The sequence below is a fragment of the Plantibacter sp. MDV22-iso1 genome (assembly GCF_058408345.1).
On the sequence record NZ_JBZVDY010000004.1, the window covers coordinates 92,899 to 110,627 of the forward strand.

Below are 17,729 nucleotides of genomic sequence, written 5' to 3' on the forward strand. Positions count from 1 at the left end.
TCAGCCCTCGTGGAGACTGGAGCGGGCGTCCTTGGCCAGGTGCCGCGGCAGCAGGATCGTGCAGACGAGTCCGACGACGGCTGCTGCAGCGCAGATCGCGAAGCTCAGGCGGAAGGCGTCCGCACTGGGTGTCGTGACAGCTCCGTCGGTCACGACCTGGGAGGCCAGGATGGCGCCGATCACCGCACTCGCGATCGTGGAACCGAGCGTCCGCATGACGGAGTTGAGTCCGTTGGACGCCGCCGTCTCGCTGGGCGGGACGGCACCCATGATGAGCGTCGGCATGGCGGCGTAGGCGAACCCCACCCCGAAGCCGACCGCGGTGGCCGTGAGCACGGTGTGCCAGACCTCGGTCATGAGTCCGATCGCGATCGCGTAGCCGACCGCGATGATCGCGATGCCGATCAGCAGGCTCAACCGGGCGCCCTTGGCTGCGGTCAACCGCGCGGCGACCGGCGACATCGCCCACATGATGAGACCGCTCGGCATGAGGCAGAGGCTCGCGATGAGCATGTTCTGCCCGAGACCGACCCCGGTGCCGACCGGCGCCTCGAGGATGCCCGGGAGGACGACCGTGCTGCCGAAGAAGGCGAAGCCGACCGTGATGGACGCGAGGTTCGTGAAGAGCACCGTCCGCCTGGCGGCGATGCGCAGGTCGACGAGCGGGCTGGCGGAGCGTACCTCGAACCACCCCCAGAGCAGGAGCACGACGACGCCGCCGATCAAGCAGCCGAGCGTCCCGACGCTCGTCCAACCCCACTCGTTGCCCTTCGAGACGGCGAGGAGGATGGGGACGAGGCCGGCGGCGAGACCGATCGCGCCGATCCAGTCGAAACCACCTTCACTCCGAAGGGTGCTCACCGGGACGAAGCGTGCGACGAGGACGAAGCCGATGAGCCCGAGGGCGCCGGCGACCCAGAACAGCACGTGCCAGTCGAGGTACTGCGAGATCACCGCGGAGATCGGCAGACCGACGGCACCACCGATACCGAGCGTGGCACTCACGAGAGCGACCGCGGGGCCGAGCCGCTTCGCGTGGAGCACGTCGCGCAGGATGCTGATGCCGAGCGGGATCACGCCCATCGCCATCCCCTGGAGGGCCCGGGCGACGATGAGCGGGACGATCGTGGATGAGAAGGCGGCGAGCACCGAACCGGCCATCATGATCCCGAGCAGGACGAGCACCATCCGTCGTTTGCCGTGGAGGTCGCCGAGCCGACCGGCGATCGGGGTCGCGACCGCGGCAGACAGGAGCGTCGCCGTCACGACCCACATGCTGTCGGAGGCGTGCACGCCGAGGATCGTGGGGAGCGACGGCACGAGCGGGGTGACGAGCGTCATCATGAACGCCGCGACGAGACCGGTGAACGCGAGGCTCGTGACGACCGCGCGCTCCGGAAGCGGCTTGCGGAGCGCCGCCCGCTCCTCGTCGCTGAGCCAGGGACGCTCGGCCTCAGGCTGGTCCTCGTCGTGGTCGTCGGGCTGCGCTGAATCCTGCGTCACGGGTCCTGTTCCTGTGGAGAGTCGATGCGGCCGAGGCCACTCGGAGTCGAACACCGTCCGTCGGTGCGGTATTCCCGGCTCGGCCGGGCCGATGTCGTCCGGCCTCGTCGTCGGTTCAGCGCGGGAGGCGGGGGATCGCCGCGATGAGCTGCTTCGTGTAGGCCTCGGCGGGATCATGGAGGATCTGAGCGGTGGCGCCGGCCTCGACGACCTGCCCGTGTCGGAGGACCACCGTGCGTTCACACAGCGCTGCCACCGTGCCGAGGTCGTGCGAGACCATGACGAGGGCCAGGCCGTTCGAAGCCCGCAGCTCGGCGAGGAGCTCGATGATCTGGATCCGGGTGCTCATGTCGAGGGCGCTGACGGGCTCGTCGGCGAGGAGGAGCCGGGGGTTCGGGACGATCGCGCGGGCGATGGCGATCCGCTGCCGCTGGCCGCCCGAGAACTCGTGCGGGAACCGCGACGCCGCGTCGGCGGGCAGTCCCACCGCCTCGAGCGCCGCGGACGCGCGGACGGCCGCCTGCTCGGTGGTCGCCAGCCGGAGGGAGCGCAACGGTTCGGCCACGATGCGCCCGATACGTTGCCGCGGGTCGAGCGAGGAGTACGGATCCTGGAAGACGGCCTGCACCGATGTGCGGAATCGACGGACCCGCGTCCGGTCGCGGGGGTCCAGCGCGCCACCGTCGAACCGGACCGAGCCCGAGGTCGGCCGGTCGAGGCCGAGCAGCAGTCGGAGGAGGGTGCTCTTGCCGGCGCCGGACTGCCCGACGATCCCGACGGCCTCGCCTGCGCCGACGGCCAGCGAGACGTCGTCCAGGGCCTCCTGACCACCGCGGTACCGGAAGCCGACCGCGTCAAGCTCGAGGATCGGCGTCGCCGTGATCGGTGCATCGGTCATCGCGGGTCCTCCAGCGCGTCGTCGAGCGCGCGGGCGCTGGCGACCAGACGACGGGTGTCCTCGTGCTGCGGCGCCGTCAGCACCTGCGCCACCGCGCCGCGTTCCACGGCCCGACCATCGCTCAGCACGACGACCTCGTCGACCATGGCCGACACGACGGCGAGGTCGTGACTGATGAACAGGAGCGCCATGCCGCGTTCCCGGACGAGCCGGTCGATGAGCGCGAGCACCTCCGCCTGGACGGTCACGTCGAGGGCCGTCGTCGGCTCGTCCGCGATCAGGAGCTGCGGGCGACCGGCGAGCGCGATGGCGATCGCGACCCGCTGCCGCTGCCCGCCGGACAGCTCATGGGGGTAGGAGGCGGCGATGCGGGCGGTGTCGGTGAGGGACACCTCGACGAGGGCCGCTTCGACGGCCTCCTCGAGCCGTTCGCCCCGGAGCCCCAGATGGCGACGCAGGGGCTCGGCGAGTTGGGCGCCGACCCGCATGAGCGGGTCGAGTGCGGTCAGCGGCTCCTGGAATACGAGTCCCGCCACCCGGCCGCGGAGCGGCCGCAGCGCGCGGTCCGGGGCGCCGATCACCTGGGTGCCGGCCAGTTCGACGCTGCCGCTCGCGCTCAGCTGCTCGCCGAGCAGCCCGATCACCGCGAGGGAGGTCAAGGACTTCCCGGATCCGGAACCGCCGATGAGGCCGAGGCGACCCCCGGCGGCGATGGTCAGGTCCAGCCTGTCGAGGAGCGGCCGGTCCGTGCCGTCGGGAGCTCCGCGCCGGATGCCTCGGGTGATGGTCAGGCCGGAGATGTCGAGGAGATCGCTCATGCGCCGCGCCTCCTCGTCGGATCGCCGAGGTCCCGCAGGCCGTCCGCGATGAAGTTCACGCCCACCACGAGCATCACCACGGCGACGCCCGGAGCGATCGCGCCGATCGGTGCCGTCGTGACGGTGGCCTGGGCCTCCTGCAGCAGGCGTCCCCAGGAGGCGTTCGGCGGTGGCGCACCGAGGCCGAGGTACGACAGGCTCGCTTCGGCGAGGACGGCGATGCCGAACTGCAGTGCGAGGTTGACGCTCAGGGTGGGCCAGATGTTCGGGAGCACGTGCTGGCCGATGACACCGGCCCAGCTCGTCCCGGCGGTCCTGGCCGCGACGACGTACTGCTCGCTGAGGACCCGCTTCGTGAGGATCCGGGTCAGGCGGGCCACGATGGCCGACATGGCGAGTCCGATCGCGATGATCGCGGTGCCGAGTGACGCGCCCTGCGCGGCCACGATGAGCATGGCGAGCAGGAGCACCGGGAAGGCGATCACGACGTCGAGCGCGGCGGAGATCGTGTCGTCCAGCCAGGCCGATGCGAAGGCCGCGGCGAGTCCCACGGCGATCCCGATGACCGCCCCGACCGCGACGGCCCCGGCGCCGGTCACGAGCGCGATGCGCGCGCCGATCATGAGCTGGGTCATCAGGTCGCGACCGAGCTTGTCGGTACCGAGCCAGTGGGTGCCGGTCGGACCTTCGAGACGACCGCCGGAGGTGTCCGTGGGGGCGAAGGGCAACCACACGAGCGAGACGGCCGCCAGGACGGCGATGACGCCGACGAGGACCAGTCCGACGGTCAGCGTCGCGGACCTGGCGCGTCGCCGCACCGGGCGGCGGTCGGTGAGCGCGGTCTGGGCGTCGACGGCGCTCATCGGAGCCCGTTCCCCGAGATCGAGGTGCGCAGACGCGGATCGATGAGCCGCTGCGCGACGTCGGCGACGAAGCCCGTCAGGAGGACGACGAGGGTCGAGACGAGGAGGATGCCCTGGATGTTCGGGTAGTCGTGCTGCTGGATCGCCGTCAGGAGCATCGACCCGAGGCCCGGCAGGCTGAACACGCTCTCGACCACGACGGCGCCGAGGAAGGTGGTGGCGAGCTCGATGCCGAGGATCGCGACGACGGGCACCGCGGCGTTCCGGGCGCCGTGTCGGAGCAGGGCCTCGCCGAAGCCGGCTCCCTGCGCCCGCGAGGACCGAAGGTAGTCGCTGCCGACCACGTCGAGCGTGGCGGAACGGACGTACCGGGTGATCGACGCACTCATGACGATGGCGATGGTGATGACAGGAAGGGCGAGGCTCGTGAGCGCCGCGGCGGGGTCGGCCCAGTCGTCGCGCGGGAAGCCGCCGGACGGGAACAGCCGGAGCGTCACCGCGAACACGCTGACGAGCAGGATGCCGATCCAGAACACCGGCACGGCTATCCCGAGCTGCGAGAGGCCGGACAACGCGATGCCGTACCAGCGGTCGGCTCGCAGCGCGGATACGACACCGGCCACGAGGGCGAGCACCACGGCGAGGAGGAACGCGAGGAGCGTCAGCGGCACGGTGACCTGGAGGCGCGACGCGATCTCGGGCCCGACCGGGAGCGAACTCACGAACGAGGAACCGAGGTCGAGGGTCAGGACGCCGCCGAACCAGGCCGCGAACTGCTCGCCGAGCGGCCGGTCGGCTCCCACCTGCTCGCGTGCAGCGTCGATCTGCTCCTGCGTGGCGTTCACCGAGAGGAGGGCGTTCGACGGGTCGCCCGGCAGCAGGCGGAGCAGCACGAACAGCACGGTCATGGCGACGAGGAACGACACCACGAGGAACGCGGATCGGCGCAGCAGGTAAGCGAGCATGGTGGACCTCAGCGTAGCGAGGCCAGGGCCGACCGGGCGGTGCCGGTCGGCCCGGGCGACGACTACTTGCGGACGATGTCCGCCACGAAGAACTGCGAGTTCAGGCCGTTGACGCCGTATCCCGAGACATCACTCGCGGCGACGACGATCTGCGGGTAGAGGTACAGCCACACGCTCGCCGCGTCCTCGGCGATCTGCTCGTTGACGAGCTTCAGCTTCGCGGTCTGCTCCTCGGTGGTCGTCGCCTGTTCTGCCTCCGACACCCACTGGGTCACCTCGGGGTTGTCGTAGCCCCAGTAGAAGTCCGGGTTGCCGTACCAGACGACGTCACGGTCGTTCACGTGCTCCTGGAGCGTCGCCTGGAAGTCGCGTTCCTTGAACACCTTCGAGTACCACTCGTCCGCACTGATCGTGTTGATCTCGACCGTGATGCCGACCTTCGCGAGTTCACTCTGGAGGAACTCGGCGACGGCCGGGTGCGGGTCGTAGCTCGGGGTGTCGAGCGTGAACGTGAAGCCGTCGGCGAAGCCCGCTTCGGCGAGCTGCTGCTTGGCGAGCTCGGGGTCGTAGGGGTTCACCTGCGTGAGGTCTTCGTACCAGGGGTCCGTCGGCGGGACCATCGACCCGATGAGTGTGCCGTAGTCACCCCAGATGGACGAGAGCAGCTTCTTGGTGTCGATCGCGGAGTACACGGCCTTCCGGACGAGCGCCTGGTCGAACGGGGCGACCCGGTCGTTGAAGGCGAGCAGCTCCTTCGTCGTGGAGTCGCCGTCGGAGACGACGTAGTCCGCGTTGTCGGTGAACTGGCTCAGCTGGTCGGGGCTCTGCACGCTCGTGATGATGTCGATCTGCTTCGTGACGAGCGCATTGCTGAGTGCGGTCGCGTCGGTGAAGTAGGTGAAGACCACCTCCGCGTTCTTGGCGGGCTCACCCCAGTAGTCGTCCCAGCGCTCGAGGCTCAGAGTGCTGCCGCGCTTCCAGTCGCCGAGCGTGTACGGACCTGTGCCGTCCTCGGTCGTCTTGAGGTCCTTCGCCGCGTCGTTGACGATCCAGACGTAGCTCAGGTTGTAGATGAAGGAGATGGAGCGCTCGGAGAGGGTGATGACGACGGTCTTGTCGTCGGGGGTCGCGATGTCCGAGATCACCGCGAAGCTGCTCTTCCGCGCCGACTGCGAGTCCTCGGCGGTCACGGCCTCGATGCTCGACTTCACATCTGCCGAGGCGAGTGGGTCGCCGGAGTGGAAGGTGACGCCGTCCTTGAGGGTGAAGGTGTACGTCAGGCCGTCGTCGCTCACGGTGCTGTCGGCGGCGAGCACGGGCTCGACCTCGCCGTCGTCCGTGAGGCGGTAGAGGCCCTCGTACACGTTGCCGGTGAAGGCCTCCGTGACGCCCTGGCCGCCGCCGCCGGTGTTGCTGAGGTTCTGCGGCTCGTAGAGCGAGCCGACGGCGATGGTCGCGTCGTCGCCCGTCGCCGAGCTGCCACCACCACCGGCGCAGCCGGCGAGGGCGACGGCGGCGGCGACGGACAGGGCGACGAGCCCGATGGTTCTCTTCACGGATACTCCTGTGGTGTGGGGGGTGCTGGTGCTGGGTGCGGGCTGTGGGGTGTGGCGGTGTGGACGGGTCAGACGGCGTAGAGGTCGAAGCCCTCGCGGAACCGGACGATCCGTTCCCCGGCGAGGACCGCTCCGGCGAACCGGTTCTGCGGCGGCGGCATCGGACAGTTGTACTGCACGGAGAAGCCGCAGGGCGGCACGAACGCGCGGTTGAAGTCGAGGACGACCTCGCCCGCCGTGCCGAAGCCGCCGTCGTCGGTCCGCTGCACGAACAGGAACCGGCCGGCGCCGTAGGTGCCCGATTCGTCGTCGCGACCGTTCGTCGCGTCGCCGAACACGAGGAGCAGCCTGCCGCCGTCGTCGAAGGCGCTCATCGTGTACTCGACCCCGTCTCGCGTGAACACGATGTCGCCGGGGACGACGAGCTCCCGTGATCCGCCGTTGTCGCGGATGTGCTCGAACGGCACGGTCCGCGAGCCGTCGACCGGCGTGAACCGCGCCGTCTGGACCCAGGCGGGGTCGTACGGGAAGACGTCGATGCCCTCGAACGCGCGGATGGCGGGTGCGTTCGCGTCCCAGCGGCGGACACCGACCTCGTCCTGGCCCGTGTCGAGGTGGGTGCGGCGGAGCGTCGTCACCGTGACGCCGCTCGGCTGCTCGGCGTCGATGGCGGCTGCGGCCTCGTCGACGGTGGCCGGCGTCTCCTCCGCGAGCCACCGTGTCTCGACGAGGGCGAGGTTGCCGAGCGGCGAGGTCACGGCGGCTCGGCGGTCGTCGCGCCAGGCGTCGTGCTCGGCGATCGCGTTCGGCTGCGGGGCGGTGTGGATCGGCATGTCTCGATTCTCCGGATGACGGCGGGCGGGTCCCAATCATGTGTCCTTCGGAGTCCAGCTCGTTTCGGGCGGGAACTATTCCCGAGCCCGGCGACGACCCTGCGCAGGACGGCGAGCGACGGGGTCGCGCCGTTCTGGGAGGATGTCCTCATGAACGCCACGCTCGTCCGCATGCCCGCCGATCGACTGCGGGGGTGGATGCTCGCCGCGAACGCGCAGTACCGCCTCGAACGCATCGAAGCGGGGGAGACCGAGGCGGAGGCGACGGCGAAGGCGGCGCAGTCCCTCGCCGAGACGTTCCCGGCCGGCCGGCTCCAGGTCGGACACCTCGTCTTCGAGGTGGTCCTCGACGACGCCGCGGTCGGCGTGCTCTGGATCGGACCGCGGAGCACGAGCCACCCGGACGAGTGGTGGGTCTGGGACGTGGAGATCGACGAGTCGTTCCGTGGCCGTGGGCTCGGTCGGCAGGCCATGCAGCTCGCCGAGACGGCGGCCAAGGAGCAGGGCGCGAAGACGCTGGGGCTGAACGTGTTCGGGTTCAACCGGATCGCGCGCGGCCTGTACGAGTCGCTCGGCTACGAGACGATGGCCGTGCAGATGCGCAAGGCGCTCTAACGCGGGTCCAGCCCGTCGATCAGCTCGGTCATGACCCGGTCGGCGAGTGATGGAGGCTTCGGGTGCCCGTCGGCGGTGGTCCGCGAGGTCGTCGCGCGGTCGAGCGCGAGGACCTCTCCGTGGAGGTGCTCCATCTTCGCGTCGAGCCTGGAGGCGGCCTCGGCGGCGTGCTTGAGCTCGGCGAGCAGACTGTCCGGCACGGCCTTGTCGTACTTGTAGTAGATCTTGTGTTCGAGGCTCGCCCAGAAGTCCATGGCGATCGTCCGGAACTGGATCTCGACGGGCACCTGTACGACGCCGTCGGACATGAACACCGGAACCTCGACGATCACGTGGAGGCTCTGGTACCCGTTCGGCTTCGGGTTCGCGATGTAGTCCTTGACCTTCACCACGGTGATGTCCTGCTGGCTCGTCAGGAGTTCGAACACCTTGTACGTGTCGGAGATGAAGCTGCAGGTGACGCGGATGCCCGCGATGTCCGTGATGTGTTCGCGGATGTCGTCGATGTCCTGCCCGTACTGCTTGCGTTCGATCTTGCCGATGATGCTCTCCGGCGACTTCAACCGCGAGCTGATGTGCTCGATCGGGTTGTAGTCGTGGATCTGCGTGAACTCCTCCTTGAGGATGTTGAGCTTCGTGGTGATCTCGTCGATGCCGAACTTGTACAGCATCATGAACCGCGTGAACTCGTCCTTGAGGCGCTTCAGCTCCTCGAGGTTGTCCGACGACGTTGGTCCGGTCATGGGCGTGCACTCCAGCTCTGTCTCCGACGGGCCGACGGCCCGCTCGCACTCTACTGAAGCGGCCTTGGAACGCCTCTCAGCCTCCTGTGAATCAGGACCGTGCCGGGCGCTTCAGTGCTGCAGGGCCGCGCGGCGGCGTGACGAGGCCTGGAGCCGGCGGGCGCGCCCGGCGGTCAGCATCAGGCCGAGGACGACCCCGGCGACGGCACCGGACGTGTTCGCGAGGAGGTCGCGGGGATCGCTCACGCGTCCGGGGATCGCGAGCTGCGCGGCCTCGATGCCGACCGTCAGCGCCGCTGCGACGAGGATGGCGAGCCACCAGCGCCGCCGTCCGAGCAGGAGCAGGAAGAAGACGCCGATCGGGACGAACATGGCGATGTTCGCCCCGAACTCGAGGCGTTCGTAGGTGATCCAAGCCGTCGACTCCCACCGAGCGAGGACGTCGACGAGTCGGTACACGAGGGATTCGGTCCTGCCGTCGAAGGGCCGAGGGCCGAGGGTGATGGTCGCCACGAGCGCGAGGTACACCACGGTGAGGGTGCTGAGCACGGGATGGCGGCGGAACATCGGCCCAGCATGCCCCAGTCACCTTGGCGGCGCTTGAGTGTTCCCTGGACGGGGTCGATGCGTCGCCGATGAGGCCGGTCGGATCGTCAGCAGCGCGTCAGCGCCCTCGCAACCGCTCGATGTCGCGTCGTTCACGCTTCGTCGGTCGACCGGCGCCCCGGTCGCGGACGGCCACGACCTGCCGTTCCGCCGGCGTCGGCAGCGGGGGAGAGCGGTCGATGAGACACTCCGCCGCGACGTCCGCGCCGACCCGTTTCGCGATGAGGCGCCGGACCTCCACGATCCGGTCGAAGCCCGCCACGCGGAGCCGGACCTCGTCGCCGATCCTGACGGCCTGTGCCGGTTTCGCCCGATCGCCGTTGACCCGGACGTGGCCGGCTCGGCAGGCGGTCGCGCCGGCCGAGCGGGTCTTCGTCAGCCGGACCGCCCAGATCCATGCGTCGACGCGCACGCTCGACGGGCTGTCCATCCTCCGATGGTAGAGCAGGTCATCGGTAGACTCGACCCGTGACTGACGGGGCGGGGCGCGGGGCTCGACGGACCGGTGAGGACCGCGTCGTCACCCTCCCGAACGCGCTCAGTGTCTTCCGGATCCTCCTCGTCCCGGTCTTCCTGATCCTCCTCGTGCAGGGGCAGGACCTGTTGGCCCTCGCGACGCTCGCGTTCTCCGGCGTCACCGACCTGCTCGACGGATGGATCGCGCGACGGTTCGACCAGATGACGAAGCTCGGCCGTCAACTCGATCCGGCCGCCGATCGCCTCTACATCCTCGCGGCGTTGATCGGTCTCGCGGCCCGCGGACTCATCCCGTGGTGGTTGCTCGTCGTCGTGTTCGCCCGCGACCTGCTGCTCGTCGGGCTCGCCGTCGCGCTCCACCGGTCCGGCACCGGCGTGCTGCCGGTCATCCGCGTGGGGAAGTGGGGTACGGCGCTGCTCTTCATCGGGCTCCCGGTCCTCATGCTCGGCCAGGCGTTCCCCGCCGTCGCGATGATCGCGGCGCCGCTCGGTTGGGTGTCGGTGATCGCCGGAGCGACGCTCTACTGGTGGGCCGGCATCCTCTATCTGCTGCAGACCGTGCGCATCTCGGGGGATGCCCGTTCGAAGCAGCGGGAACGGGCCGGATCCGGCGGGTCACCCTCGACCGGGCGGCTCGACACCGACGCCACATCGGATACGCTTGACGGAGAGGAGGTCGACGGTGGCTGAGCACGATGAGAAGTATCCCGCGACCGGGGCGTACACGCCGGGAGCTGTCGACGACGGCGGCCCGACGAGCGGCTCGGGCGATCGGGAAGTCGACACGACACTCACCTTCGGTGAAGACCTCGGAGCGGCCCTCGCGGCGATCGACTCCGACGTCACCGCTGAGGAGCACGAGGCGATCGCGGCCCTGCCGTCCGGTTCCGCCCTGCTGATCGTCCGTCGTGGTCCGAACGCCGGTGCGCGGTTCCTCCTCGACGCCGACGTCACGACCGTCGGACGTCACCCCGAGGCAGACATCTTCCTCGACGACGTCACGGTGTCGCGTCGGCACACCGAGTTCCACCGTCACGGGACCGCGTTCGAGATCCGCGACCTCAACTCGCTGAACGGCACGTACTTCGACGGTGTCCGCATCGACAAGGCGATCCTGCGTGACGCCGCCGAGGTGCAGATCGGCAAGTTCCGCCTCACCTTCTACGCGTCGCGGATCGACCTCGCCTCCCAGCTGGGAAGCTAGTGGCGGCAGCCAGCGCGAACGCGCGAAGCGATGGCGCTCCGCTGCTGAGCATCGGGCAGGTGCTCGCACGCCTCACTCCGGAGTTCCCCGAACTGAGCAATTCGAAGCTCCGGTTCCTCGAGGAGCAGGGGCTGGTGTCCCCGGCACGGACGAAGTCGGGTTACCGGAAGTTCTCGAGTGAGGACCTCGAACGTCTGCGGCTGATCCTGTCGATGCAGCGCGACCACTACTTCCCCCTCAAGGTCATCCGCACCTACCTCGTCGAGGTCGACGCGGGGCGGTCGCCCCTGTTCCCGGGCAGCGGGCAGGCCGTCGGCGCGCCGTCGATCCATCCCGGCGTTCGCAGGTTCTCGCGGAACGAATTGATCCGCGAAGCCGGCGCCACCCCGATGCTCTTCAACGACGCCGTGAGCGCGTCGCTGATCCTGCCCGCCGAGAACTACGGCGAGGACGTCGCGTCCCTCCTGCGGATCCTGGTGGAGTTGCAGCGCTCCGGCATCGAACCCCGGCACCTCCGCGGGTTCCGCGCCTCGATCGAGCGCGAGGTCGGGCTCATCGAGAGCGCGTTGAGCGCCGTCGCCAAGCGGAACGACGCCGCCGGCCGGGCACGCACCGCCGACCGGGCGCTGGAGATCGCCGCACAGCTCGAGGGCGTGCGGTCGAACCTCGTCCGCTCGGCACTCGAGCGACACCAATCCTCCTGATCGACCTCCCAGGGCGTAGACTGCCCTCATCCATCACGGCCAGGTCACAGTTCGATCACTCGTCACGACACGCCGTCCGTTTCGAACGGATGTCGCAGCGTTGACCGGGGCGGATCGGTAGCGTGGTGGGAGTGGTCAAGCCGTCTCGACGCCCCCGTCGAGACCGAACCGACCGTGCAGCGAACATCGAGGAGAAGCAGACATGAGTGAACTCAGTCGCGACGGGGCGTCACGGTACGGTGACCTCGGGCTGCTGTTCACCGACGGGCTTCCAGAACTCGAAGAGGGCCAGGGCTACCGCGGAGCGGTCGCCGCCCGCGCAGCCGGCATCAGCTACCGCCAGCTCGACTACTGGGCCCGGACGGGTCTGGTCGAGCCCACCGTCCGCGGCGCATCCGGATCCGGAACGCAGCGCCTCTACGGCTTCCGCGACATCCTCGTCCTCAAGCTCGTCAAGCGACTGCTCGACACGGGCATCTCCCTGCAGCAGATCCGCACGGCGGTCGACCAGCTCCGCGAAGCGGGCATCGTCGACCTCGCTCAGACCACGCTCATGAGCGACGGCGCGAGTGTCTACCTCTGCACCTCGAACGACGAGGTCATCGACCTCGTCAGCCGCGGACAGGGCGTCTTCGGCATCGCCGTCGGCAAGGTGCTGCGCGAGGTGGAGTCCACGCTCATCGAGTTCGACGCACAGTCGGCCGACCCCATGGACGAGCTCGCAGCACGTCGCTCCGCTCGTAGCGCCTGACCCGAGCCCGAGCCGCCGGTCGCTGGGCCTGGCGAAAGGCCGCTCCCTGAGCTGGTCGAAGCGCTCACCGACGCGCGCCGAACGTTCCCTGAGCGCTCCCACCGGAGCCTCAGGGCTTCCGCCTGCCCCTCAGCGCTTCCGCCGGCCCCTGAGCCTGTCGAAGGGCAGAGCGAGCGCCTGCCTGGTCCGTGAGCCGACCGAATCGTCTCGCCGCGACCTCAGCTGTCGGTGGAGGGCGCTTCGACGGCGGCGGGGCTGGTGACGGCAGCCGGCTCCGGGGGCGCGCCGTCGGCGTACTCGCCGACGCGGCCCGTGCGCAACACGCGGTCGAGGAGTGAGTCGAAGTTCTTCGCCATCTCCTGCGCCGTGTCACCCGGCCACACGTGGACGGGCTTGGCGGCACCCTGCGCCTGCTGGAGGGACGTGCGCTCCAGCAGCTGCGGGTTGAGGATGAGGGGACCGAACATGTCGCGCAGTTCCTTGATGCGGAACTGGTGCTCCATCGACTGCGGACGCACCCGGTTGACGATGATGCCGAGCGGCTGCAGCCGGGGGCTCAGCCCGCGACGGATCTCCTCGACGGCGCGGAGGGCGCGGTCGGCTGCGGAGACCGAGAACAGGCCCGGCTCCGTGACGACGGCGACGCGGTCGCTCGCCGCCCAGGCGGTGCGGGTGAGCGCGTTGAGCGAGGGGGCGCTGTCGATCAGGACGAGGTCGTACTCCTCCTCGACGTGCGCGAGCGCCTCTTCCAGGCGCCAGATGTCGCGGATGCTGGGGTGCGGGCCGTCGAAGTTGATCGCAGACGGGCTGCCGATCATGACGTCCATCTTGCCCGGGTGGATCTTCGTCCAGCCGCTCGCCACGATCGCCTGCTCGACGATCTTCTTCTTCGGCGAGGTCAGCACATCCGTCACCGTGAGGTGCCCTGCGACGTCGACGGCCATGCCGGTCGAGACGTCGGATTGGGGGTCGAGATCCACGACCAGCGTGCGGATGTCCTTCGAGAACGCGGCGGAAGCCAGGCCAAGGGTGACGGTGGTCTTGCCGACGCCCCCCTTCAGGGAGCTAACGCTGAGTACATGCACAAGGCTCAACGTTACCGTGACTAGGCTAGGGAATCTCAACGTTTGCTGAGTTGGCTGTTGTGGGAAGGGTTCCATGTTCAGGAAGATTCTTGTCGCCAATCGCGGAGAGATCGCCATCCGGGCGTTCCGTGCCGCGTACGAGCTGGGGGCGAAGACGGTTGCGGTGTTCCCCTATGAGGACCGCAACTCGATGCATCGGCTGAAGGCCGATGAGGCTTACCAGATCGGCACGGAGGGTCATCCGGTGCGCGCCTACCTCGACGTCTCGGAGATCATCCGCGTCGCGAAGGAGTCGGGCGCCGACGCGATCTACCCCGGGTACGGCTTCCTCTCCGAGAATCCGGAACTGGCCGAGGCCGCCCGGGCAGCCGGCATCACCTTCATCGGTCCGCCGTCCTCCGTCCTGGAGATGGCCGGTAACAAGGTGACCGCCAAGGAGCACGCCATCGCGGCCGGGGTCCCGGTCCTGAAGTCGACGCCGGCCAGCCGCGACATCGAAGAGTTGCTCGCCGGTGCCGCCGACATCGGGTTCCCGATCTTCGCGAAGGCGGTCGCCGGTGGTGGTGGACGTGGCATGCGCCGCGTCGACAACGCCGAGGACCTCCGCGGAGCCCTCGAGGCCGCCATGCGCGAGGCGGACAGCGCCTTCGGCGACCCGACGATGTTCCTCGAGCAGGCCGTCGTCCGCCCCCGGCATATCGAGGTCCAGATCCTGGCGAGCGCCGACGGCGAGACCATCCACCTCTTCGAGCGCGACTGCTCGGTGCAGCGCCGACACCAGAAGGTCGTCGAGATCGCGCCGGCCCCGAACCTCGACGAGGACACCCGTCAGGCGATGTACCGCGACGCCATCGCGTTCGCCAAGTCGATCGGCTACGTCAATGCCGGGACGGTCGAGTTCCTCCTCGACACCGCAGGGGAGCGGGCCGGCCAGCACGTGTTCATCGAGATGAACCCGCGCATCCAGGTCGAGCACACCGTGACCGAGGAGGTCACCGACGTCGACCTCGTCCAGTCGCAGATGCGCATCGCCGCCGGCGAGTCGCTCGGCGACCTCGGCCTCACGCAGGAGTCCCTGCACCTCCGCGGCTTCGCGCTCCAGTGCCGCATCACCACCGAGGACCCCACGGCGGGCTTCCGTCCCGACACCGGGAAGATCACGACCTACCGTTCTCCGGGCGGCGGCGGCATCCGACTCGACGGCGGTACGGTCGCCTCCGGCGCCCAGATCAGCCCCCACTTCGACTCGATGCTCGCGAAGCTCACCTGCCGCGGGCGCACCTTCGAGGCGGCCGTCACCCGCGCCAAACGCGCCCTCGCCGAGTTCCGCATCCGCGGCGTCTCCACGAACATCCCGTTCCTGCAGGCGGTCCTCGAAGACGCCTCGTTCGTGGCCGGCGACCTCAGCACCTCCTTCATCGACGAGCGTCCGCAGCTCCTTCGCGGGCACGTCTCGAAGGACCGCGGGACGAAGATCGTCAACTGGCTCGCCGACGTCACGGTCAACCAGCCCAACGGGTCGCGTCCGTCCGGACCGGACCCGGTCGACAAGCTGCCCGCGATCGACATCATGACCGACGCCCCGGCCGGCTCGCGTCAGCGGCTGCTCGAGCTCGGACCGAAGGGCTTCGCTGACGCCCTCCGCGCCCAGACCGCCCTCGCCGTGACCGAGACCACCTTCCGCGACGCCCACCAGTCGCTCCTGGCCACGCGCGTCCGGACGAAGGACCTGCTCGCGGTCGCACCGTTCGTGTCGCGGCTCACCCCCGAACTGCTCTCCGTCGAGGCCTGGGGTGGCGCGACGTACGACGTGGCCCTCCGCTTCCTCGGTGAGGAGCCGTGGGAGCGACTGGCCTCGCTGCGTCAGGCGATGCCGAACATCGCGATACAGATGCTGCTGCGCGGCCGGAACACCGTCGGCTACACGCCCTATCCCACGGAGGTGACGAACGCCTTCGTGCGGGAGGCCGCCGACACCGGTATCGACATCTTCCGGATCTTCGACGCCCTCAACGACGTGTCGCAGATGCGCCCGGCCATCGATGCGGTCCTGGAGACGGGGACGACCGTCGCAGAGGTCGCGGTCTGCTACACCGGGGACCTGCTGAACCCGGCCGAGGACCTGTACACCCTCGACTACTACCTCCGTCTCGCCGAGAAGATCGTCGAGTCCGGTGCCCACGTGCTCGCCATCAAGGACATGGCGGGGCTCCTCCGTCCATCCGCGGCGGCCAAGCTCGTCGCGGCGTTCCGCGAGCGGTTCGACCTGCCGGTCCACGTGCACACGCACGACACCCCCGGTGGACAGCTGGCGACCCTCCTCGCGGCGAGCAACGCGGGCGCCGACGCGGTCGACGTCGCGAGCGCGCCGATGGCCGGCACGACGAGTCAGCCGTCCGCGTCCTCGCTGGTCGCCGCGCTGGCCCACACGGAGCGCGACACCGGCATCTCCTTGCAGGGGATCGCCGACCTCGAGCCCTACTGGGAGGCCGTCCGCGCGATGTACCGCCCGTTCGAGTCGGGACTCGCAGGCCCGACCGGTCGCGTGTACACGCACGAGATCCCGGGCGGTCAGCTGTCGAACCTCCGCCAGCAGGCGATCGCGCTCGGACTCGCAGACCACTTCGAGCTCATCGAGGACATGTACGCGGCCTCCAACAAGATCCTCGGTCGGGTGCCCAAGGTGACCCCGTCGAGCAAGGTCGTCGGCGACCTCGCCCTCCACCTCGCCGCCGTCAAGGCGGACCCGGCCGACTTCGAGGCCAACCCCGACAAGTACGACGTCCCTGACTCCGTCGTGGGGTTCATGGCGGGCGAACTCGGGGAGCTCCCGGGCGGATGGCCGGAGCCGTTCCGCTCGAAGGTCCTCGCCGGTCGTTCGGTCGACATCGGGATCACGCCGATCTCCGCTGAGGACCAGGCCTCGCTCGACGGCGAGTCCACCGAGCGCCGCTCGACCCTCAACCGCCTGTTGTTCCCGGCGCCGACCAAGCAGTTCGAGCAGCAGCGCGACCTGTACGGCGACCTCTCCGTCGTCGACACCGCCGACTACCTGTACGGCCTCGAGCCGGGCATGGAGCACGTCGTCGAGATCGACAAGGGCGTCCGGCTGTTCGTCGGGCTCGAAGCGATCGGTGCGGCCGACGAGAAGGGCATGCGCACCGTCATGGCGACCCTCAACGGTCAGCTGCGGCCGGTGTTCGTCCGCGACCGCAGCATCGAGGTCGACTCCCGCGCGGCCGAGAAGGCCGACACCTCCGTCCCCGGCCAGGTGGCCGCCCCGTTCTCCGGTGTCGTGACCGTGAAGGTCGCCGTCGGCGACCGCGTCGAGGCCGGCCAGCCGGTCGCCTCGATCGAGGCCATGAAGATGGAGGCGGCGATCACGACCGCCGTCGCCGGCGTCGTCGAGCGCCTCGCCATCCCGGCGACCCAGCAGGTCGAGGCGGGCGACCTGCTCGTCGTCGTGAAGCCGAGCGCCTGACCCTCCCGAGACCGGCCGCGTCCCTCCTCGAGGCGACGCGGCCGGTCTCCGCGTCCACCACACCTGTCCCGCCCGGAAGGATCCAACCCGTGACGACACGACCCATCAGACACTTCGGCGACCCGGTCCTGAAGGCTCCGACGGCCGAGGTCGTCACGATCGACGACGACATCCGCAGCCTCGTCCGCGATCTCGTGGACAGCGTGGAGCTCCCCGGCCGTGCCGGCGTCGCCGCGACGCAGATCGGCGTCGGACTCCGCGTGTTCAGCTACAACGTCGACGGCGTCATCGGGTACCTCATCAACCCGAAGCTCGTCGAGGTGCGCGGCGAACTCGAGGAGATCGGCGAGGGCTGCCTGTCGGTGCCCGGACTCTGGTTCCCGACGCCGCGCCATCCCTACGCCCGTGCCGTCGGCATCGACCTCGACGGGCAGGAGCTCGTCGTCGAGGGTGAAGGACTCCTCGCCCAGGCGTTGCAGCACGAGACCGACCACCTCGACGGCATGCTCTACCTCGACCGGCTGTCGAAGGAGCACCGCCGCGAGGCGATGAAGCAGGTCCGCGAGAGCGACTGGTTCTAGACGCCGGTCGACGGGCCCGGCGGTCGTCGACCGACCGCCGAGCCCG

At 69.5% G+C, this 17,729-nt stretch carries 18 protein-coding genes; 7 read left to right on the forward strand and 11 right to left on the reverse strand.

The features are described 5' to 3' along the window. From AC4PMY_RS17470 to AC4PMY_RS17500, 7 genes are all read right to left on the reverse strand, one after another. Complete coding sequence (locus AC4PMY_RS17470; protein WP_491623300.1) at window positions 1-1,503, reverse strand: MFS transporter; 1,503 nt, start codon at window positions 1,501-1,503, stop codon at window positions 1-3. A gap of 115 nt (window positions 1,504-1,618) precedes the next feature. Then, on the reverse strand, window positions 1,619-2,401 hold the full coding sequence (locus tag AC4PMY_RS17475) for an ABC transporter ATP-binding protein (RefSeq protein ID WP_071260309.1): 783 nt from the start codon (window positions 2,399-2,401) through the stop codon (window positions 1,619-1,621). Further along, window positions 2,398-3,219, reverse strand: coding sequence for an ATP-binding cassette domain-containing protein (locus AC4PMY_RS17480; protein ID WP_491623301.1), 822 nt, complete (start codon window positions 3,217-3,219; stop codon window positions 2,398-2,400). Before AC4PMY_RS17480 ends, AC4PMY_RS17475 begins: the two co-directional genes overlap by 4 nt. Then, a complete protein-coding gene (locus AC4PMY_RS17485; protein ID WP_491623302.1) occupies window positions 3,216-4,082 on the reverse strand; it encodes an ABC transporter permease in 867 nt (288 codons plus the stop codon). Before AC4PMY_RS17485 ends, AC4PMY_RS17480 begins: the two co-directional genes overlap by 4 nt. Further along, window positions 4,079-5,047, reverse strand: a complete 969-nt coding sequence (locus tag AC4PMY_RS17490; RefSeq protein ID WP_491623303.1) for an ABC transporter permease — start codon at window positions 5,045-5,047, stop codon at window positions 4,079-4,081. Before AC4PMY_RS17490 ends, AC4PMY_RS17485 begins: the two co-directional genes overlap by 4 nt. A 62-nt stretch (window positions 5,048-5,109) precedes the next feature. Then, window positions 5,110-6,603 (reverse strand): ABC transporter substrate-binding protein, encoded by a 1,494-nt coding sequence (locus tag AC4PMY_RS17495; protein WP_491623304.1) that lies wholly within the window; start codon window positions 6,601-6,603, stop codon window positions 5,110-5,112. Window positions 6,604-6,671: 68 nt separating this feature from the next. After that, window positions 6,672-7,436 carry a DUF1684 domain-containing protein gene (locus AC4PMY_RS17500; protein ID WP_083397215.1) on the reverse strand — a complete coding sequence of 255 codons (765 nt, stop codon included), beginning with the start codon at window positions 7,434-7,436 and terminating at the stop codon, window positions 6,672-6,674. 150 nt (window positions 7,437-7,586) lie between these two features. On the opposite strand from AC4PMY_RS17500, the gene AC4PMY_RS17505 reads away from it, so the two are divergent. Further along, on the forward strand, window positions 7,587-8,051 hold the full coding sequence (locus tag AC4PMY_RS17505; RefSeq protein WP_064297018.1) for a GNAT family N-acetyltransferase: 465 nt from the start codon (window positions 7,587-7,589) through the stop codon (window positions 8,049-8,051). Here the strand turns inward: AC4PMY_RS17505 and AC4PMY_RS17510 are convergent. The 3 genes from AC4PMY_RS17510 to AC4PMY_RS17520 all read right to left on the reverse strand — a co-directional run bounded on the left by AC4PMY_RS17510 (window position 8,048) and on the right by AC4PMY_RS17520 (window position 9,830). Beyond that, a complete protein-coding gene (locus AC4PMY_RS17510; protein WP_082916274.1) occupies window positions 8,048-8,794 on the reverse strand; it encodes a GTP pyrophosphokinase in 747 nt (248 codons plus the stop codon). The genes AC4PMY_RS17505 and AC4PMY_RS17510 overlap by 4 nt on opposite strands. A 111-nt stretch (window positions 8,795-8,905) precedes the next feature. Next, complete coding sequence (locus AC4PMY_RS17515; protein WP_079002583.1) at window positions 8,906-9,361, reverse strand: VanZ family protein; 456 nt, start codon at window positions 9,359-9,361, stop codon at window positions 8,906-8,908. Between the two features lie 97 nt (window positions 9,362-9,458). After that, a complete protein-coding gene (locus AC4PMY_RS17520) occupies window positions 9,459-9,830 on the reverse strand; it encodes an RNA-binding S4 domain-containing protein (RefSeq protein ID WP_079002582.1) in 372 nt (123 codons plus the stop codon). A gap of 38 nt (window positions 9,831-9,868) precedes the next feature. Between AC4PMY_RS17520 and AC4PMY_RS17525 the strand changes: the two genes are divergently transcribed. The 4 genes from AC4PMY_RS17525 to AC4PMY_RS17540 all read left to right on the forward strand — a co-directional run bounded on the left by AC4PMY_RS17525 (window position 9,869) and on the right by AC4PMY_RS17540 (window position 12,536). After that, entirely contained in the window at window positions 9,869-10,567 is a 699-nt protein-coding gene (locus AC4PMY_RS17525) for a CDP-alcohol phosphatidyltransferase family protein (RefSeq protein ID WP_071260293.1), read from the forward strand. Next, window positions 10,560-11,081, forward strand: a complete 522-nt coding sequence (locus tag AC4PMY_RS17530) for an FHA domain-containing protein (protein WP_139205352.1) — start codon at window positions 10,560-10,562, stop codon at window positions 11,079-11,081. The genes AC4PMY_RS17525 and AC4PMY_RS17530 overlap by 8 nt, the downstream gene beginning before the upstream one ends. Beyond that, on the forward strand, window positions 11,081-11,785 hold the full coding sequence (ftsR, locus tag AC4PMY_RS17535; protein ID WP_064297015.1) for a transcriptional regulator FtsR: 705 nt from the start codon (window positions 11,081-11,083) through the stop codon (window positions 11,783-11,785). Before AC4PMY_RS17530 ends, ftsR begins: the two co-directional genes overlap by 1 nt. Window positions 11,786-11,987: 202 nt before the next feature. Then, on the forward strand, window positions 11,988-12,536 hold the full coding sequence (locus AC4PMY_RS17540) for a MerR family transcriptional regulator (RefSeq protein ID WP_064297014.1): 549 nt from the start codon (window positions 11,988-11,990) through the stop codon (window positions 12,534-12,536). A 218-nt stretch (window positions 12,537-12,754) separates the two neighbouring features. Here AC4PMY_RS17540 and AC4PMY_RS17545 read toward each other — a convergent pair whose 3' ends face one another. Then, window positions 12,755-13,621 (reverse strand): ParA family protein, encoded by an 867-nt coding sequence (locus AC4PMY_RS17545; RefSeq protein WP_079002579.1) that lies wholly within the window; start codon window positions 13,619-13,621, stop codon window positions 12,755-12,757. 73 nt (window positions 13,622-13,694) lie between these two features. Between AC4PMY_RS17545 and AC4PMY_RS17550 the strand changes: the two genes are divergently transcribed. Together AC4PMY_RS17550 and AC4PMY_RS17555 are read left to right on the forward strand one after the other, a co-directional pair. Continuing rightward, window positions 13,695-17,102, forward strand: a complete 3,408-nt coding sequence (locus tag AC4PMY_RS17550; protein ID WP_491623305.1) for a pyruvate carboxylase — start codon at window positions 13,695-13,697, stop codon at window positions 17,100-17,102. A gap of 89 nt (window positions 17,103-17,191) precedes the next feature. After that, on the forward strand, window positions 17,192-17,683 hold the full coding sequence (locus tag AC4PMY_RS17555) for a peptide deformylase (RefSeq protein WP_064297012.1): 492 nt from the start codon (window positions 17,192-17,194) through the stop codon (window positions 17,681-17,683). The last annotated feature ends 46 nt before the right edge of the window (window positions 17,684-17,729 follow it).

What these genes read in the sequence shown, in the direction of transcription:
- AC4PMY_RS17475 (WP_071260309.1), bottom strand. Translation starts at nt 2,401, where the DNA reads ATGACCGATGCACCGATCACGGCGACGCCGATCCTCGAGCTTGACGCG.
- AC4PMY_RS17480 (WP_491623301.1), bottom strand. Translation starts at nt 3,219, where the DNA reads ATGAGCGATCTCCTCGACATCTCCGGCCTGACCATCACCCGAGGCATC.
- AC4PMY_RS17485 (WP_491623302.1), bottom strand. Translation starts at nt 4,082, where the DNA reads ATGAGCGCCGTCGACGCCCAGACCGCGCTCACCGACCGCCGCCCGGTG.
- AC4PMY_RS17490 (WP_491623303.1), bottom strand. Translation starts at nt 5,047, where the DNA reads ATGCTCGCTTACCTGCTGCGCCGATCCGCGTTCCTCGTGGTGTCGTTC.
- AC4PMY_RS17500 (WP_083397215.1), bottom strand. Translation starts at nt 7,436, where the DNA reads ATGCCGATCCACACCGCCCCGCAGCCGAACGCGATCGCCGAGCACGAC.
- AC4PMY_RS17505 (WP_064297018.1), top strand. Translation starts at nt 7,587, where the DNA reads ATGAACGCCACGCTCGTCCGCATGCCCGCCGATCGACTGCGGGGGTGG.
- AC4PMY_RS17510 (WP_082916274.1), bottom strand. Translation starts at nt 8,794, where the DNA reads ATGACCGGACCAACGTCGTCGGACAACCTCGAGGAGCTGAAGCGCCTC.
- AC4PMY_RS17515 (WP_079002583.1), bottom strand. Translation starts at nt 9,361, where the DNA reads ATGTTCCGCCGCCATCCCGTGCTCAGCACCCTCACCGTGGTGTACCTC.
- AC4PMY_RS17520 (WP_079002582.1), bottom strand. Translation starts at nt 9,830, where the DNA reads ATGGACAGCCCGTCGAGCGTGCGCGTCGACGCATGGATCTGGGCGGTC.
- AC4PMY_RS17540 (WP_064297014.1), top strand. Translation starts at nt 11,988, where the DNA reads ATGAGTGAACTCAGTCGCGACGGGGCGTCACGGTACGGTGACCTCGGG.
- AC4PMY_RS17550 (WP_491623305.1), top strand. Translation starts at nt 13,695, where the DNA reads ATGTTCAGGAAGATTCTTGTCGCCAATCGCGGAGAGATCGCCATCCGG.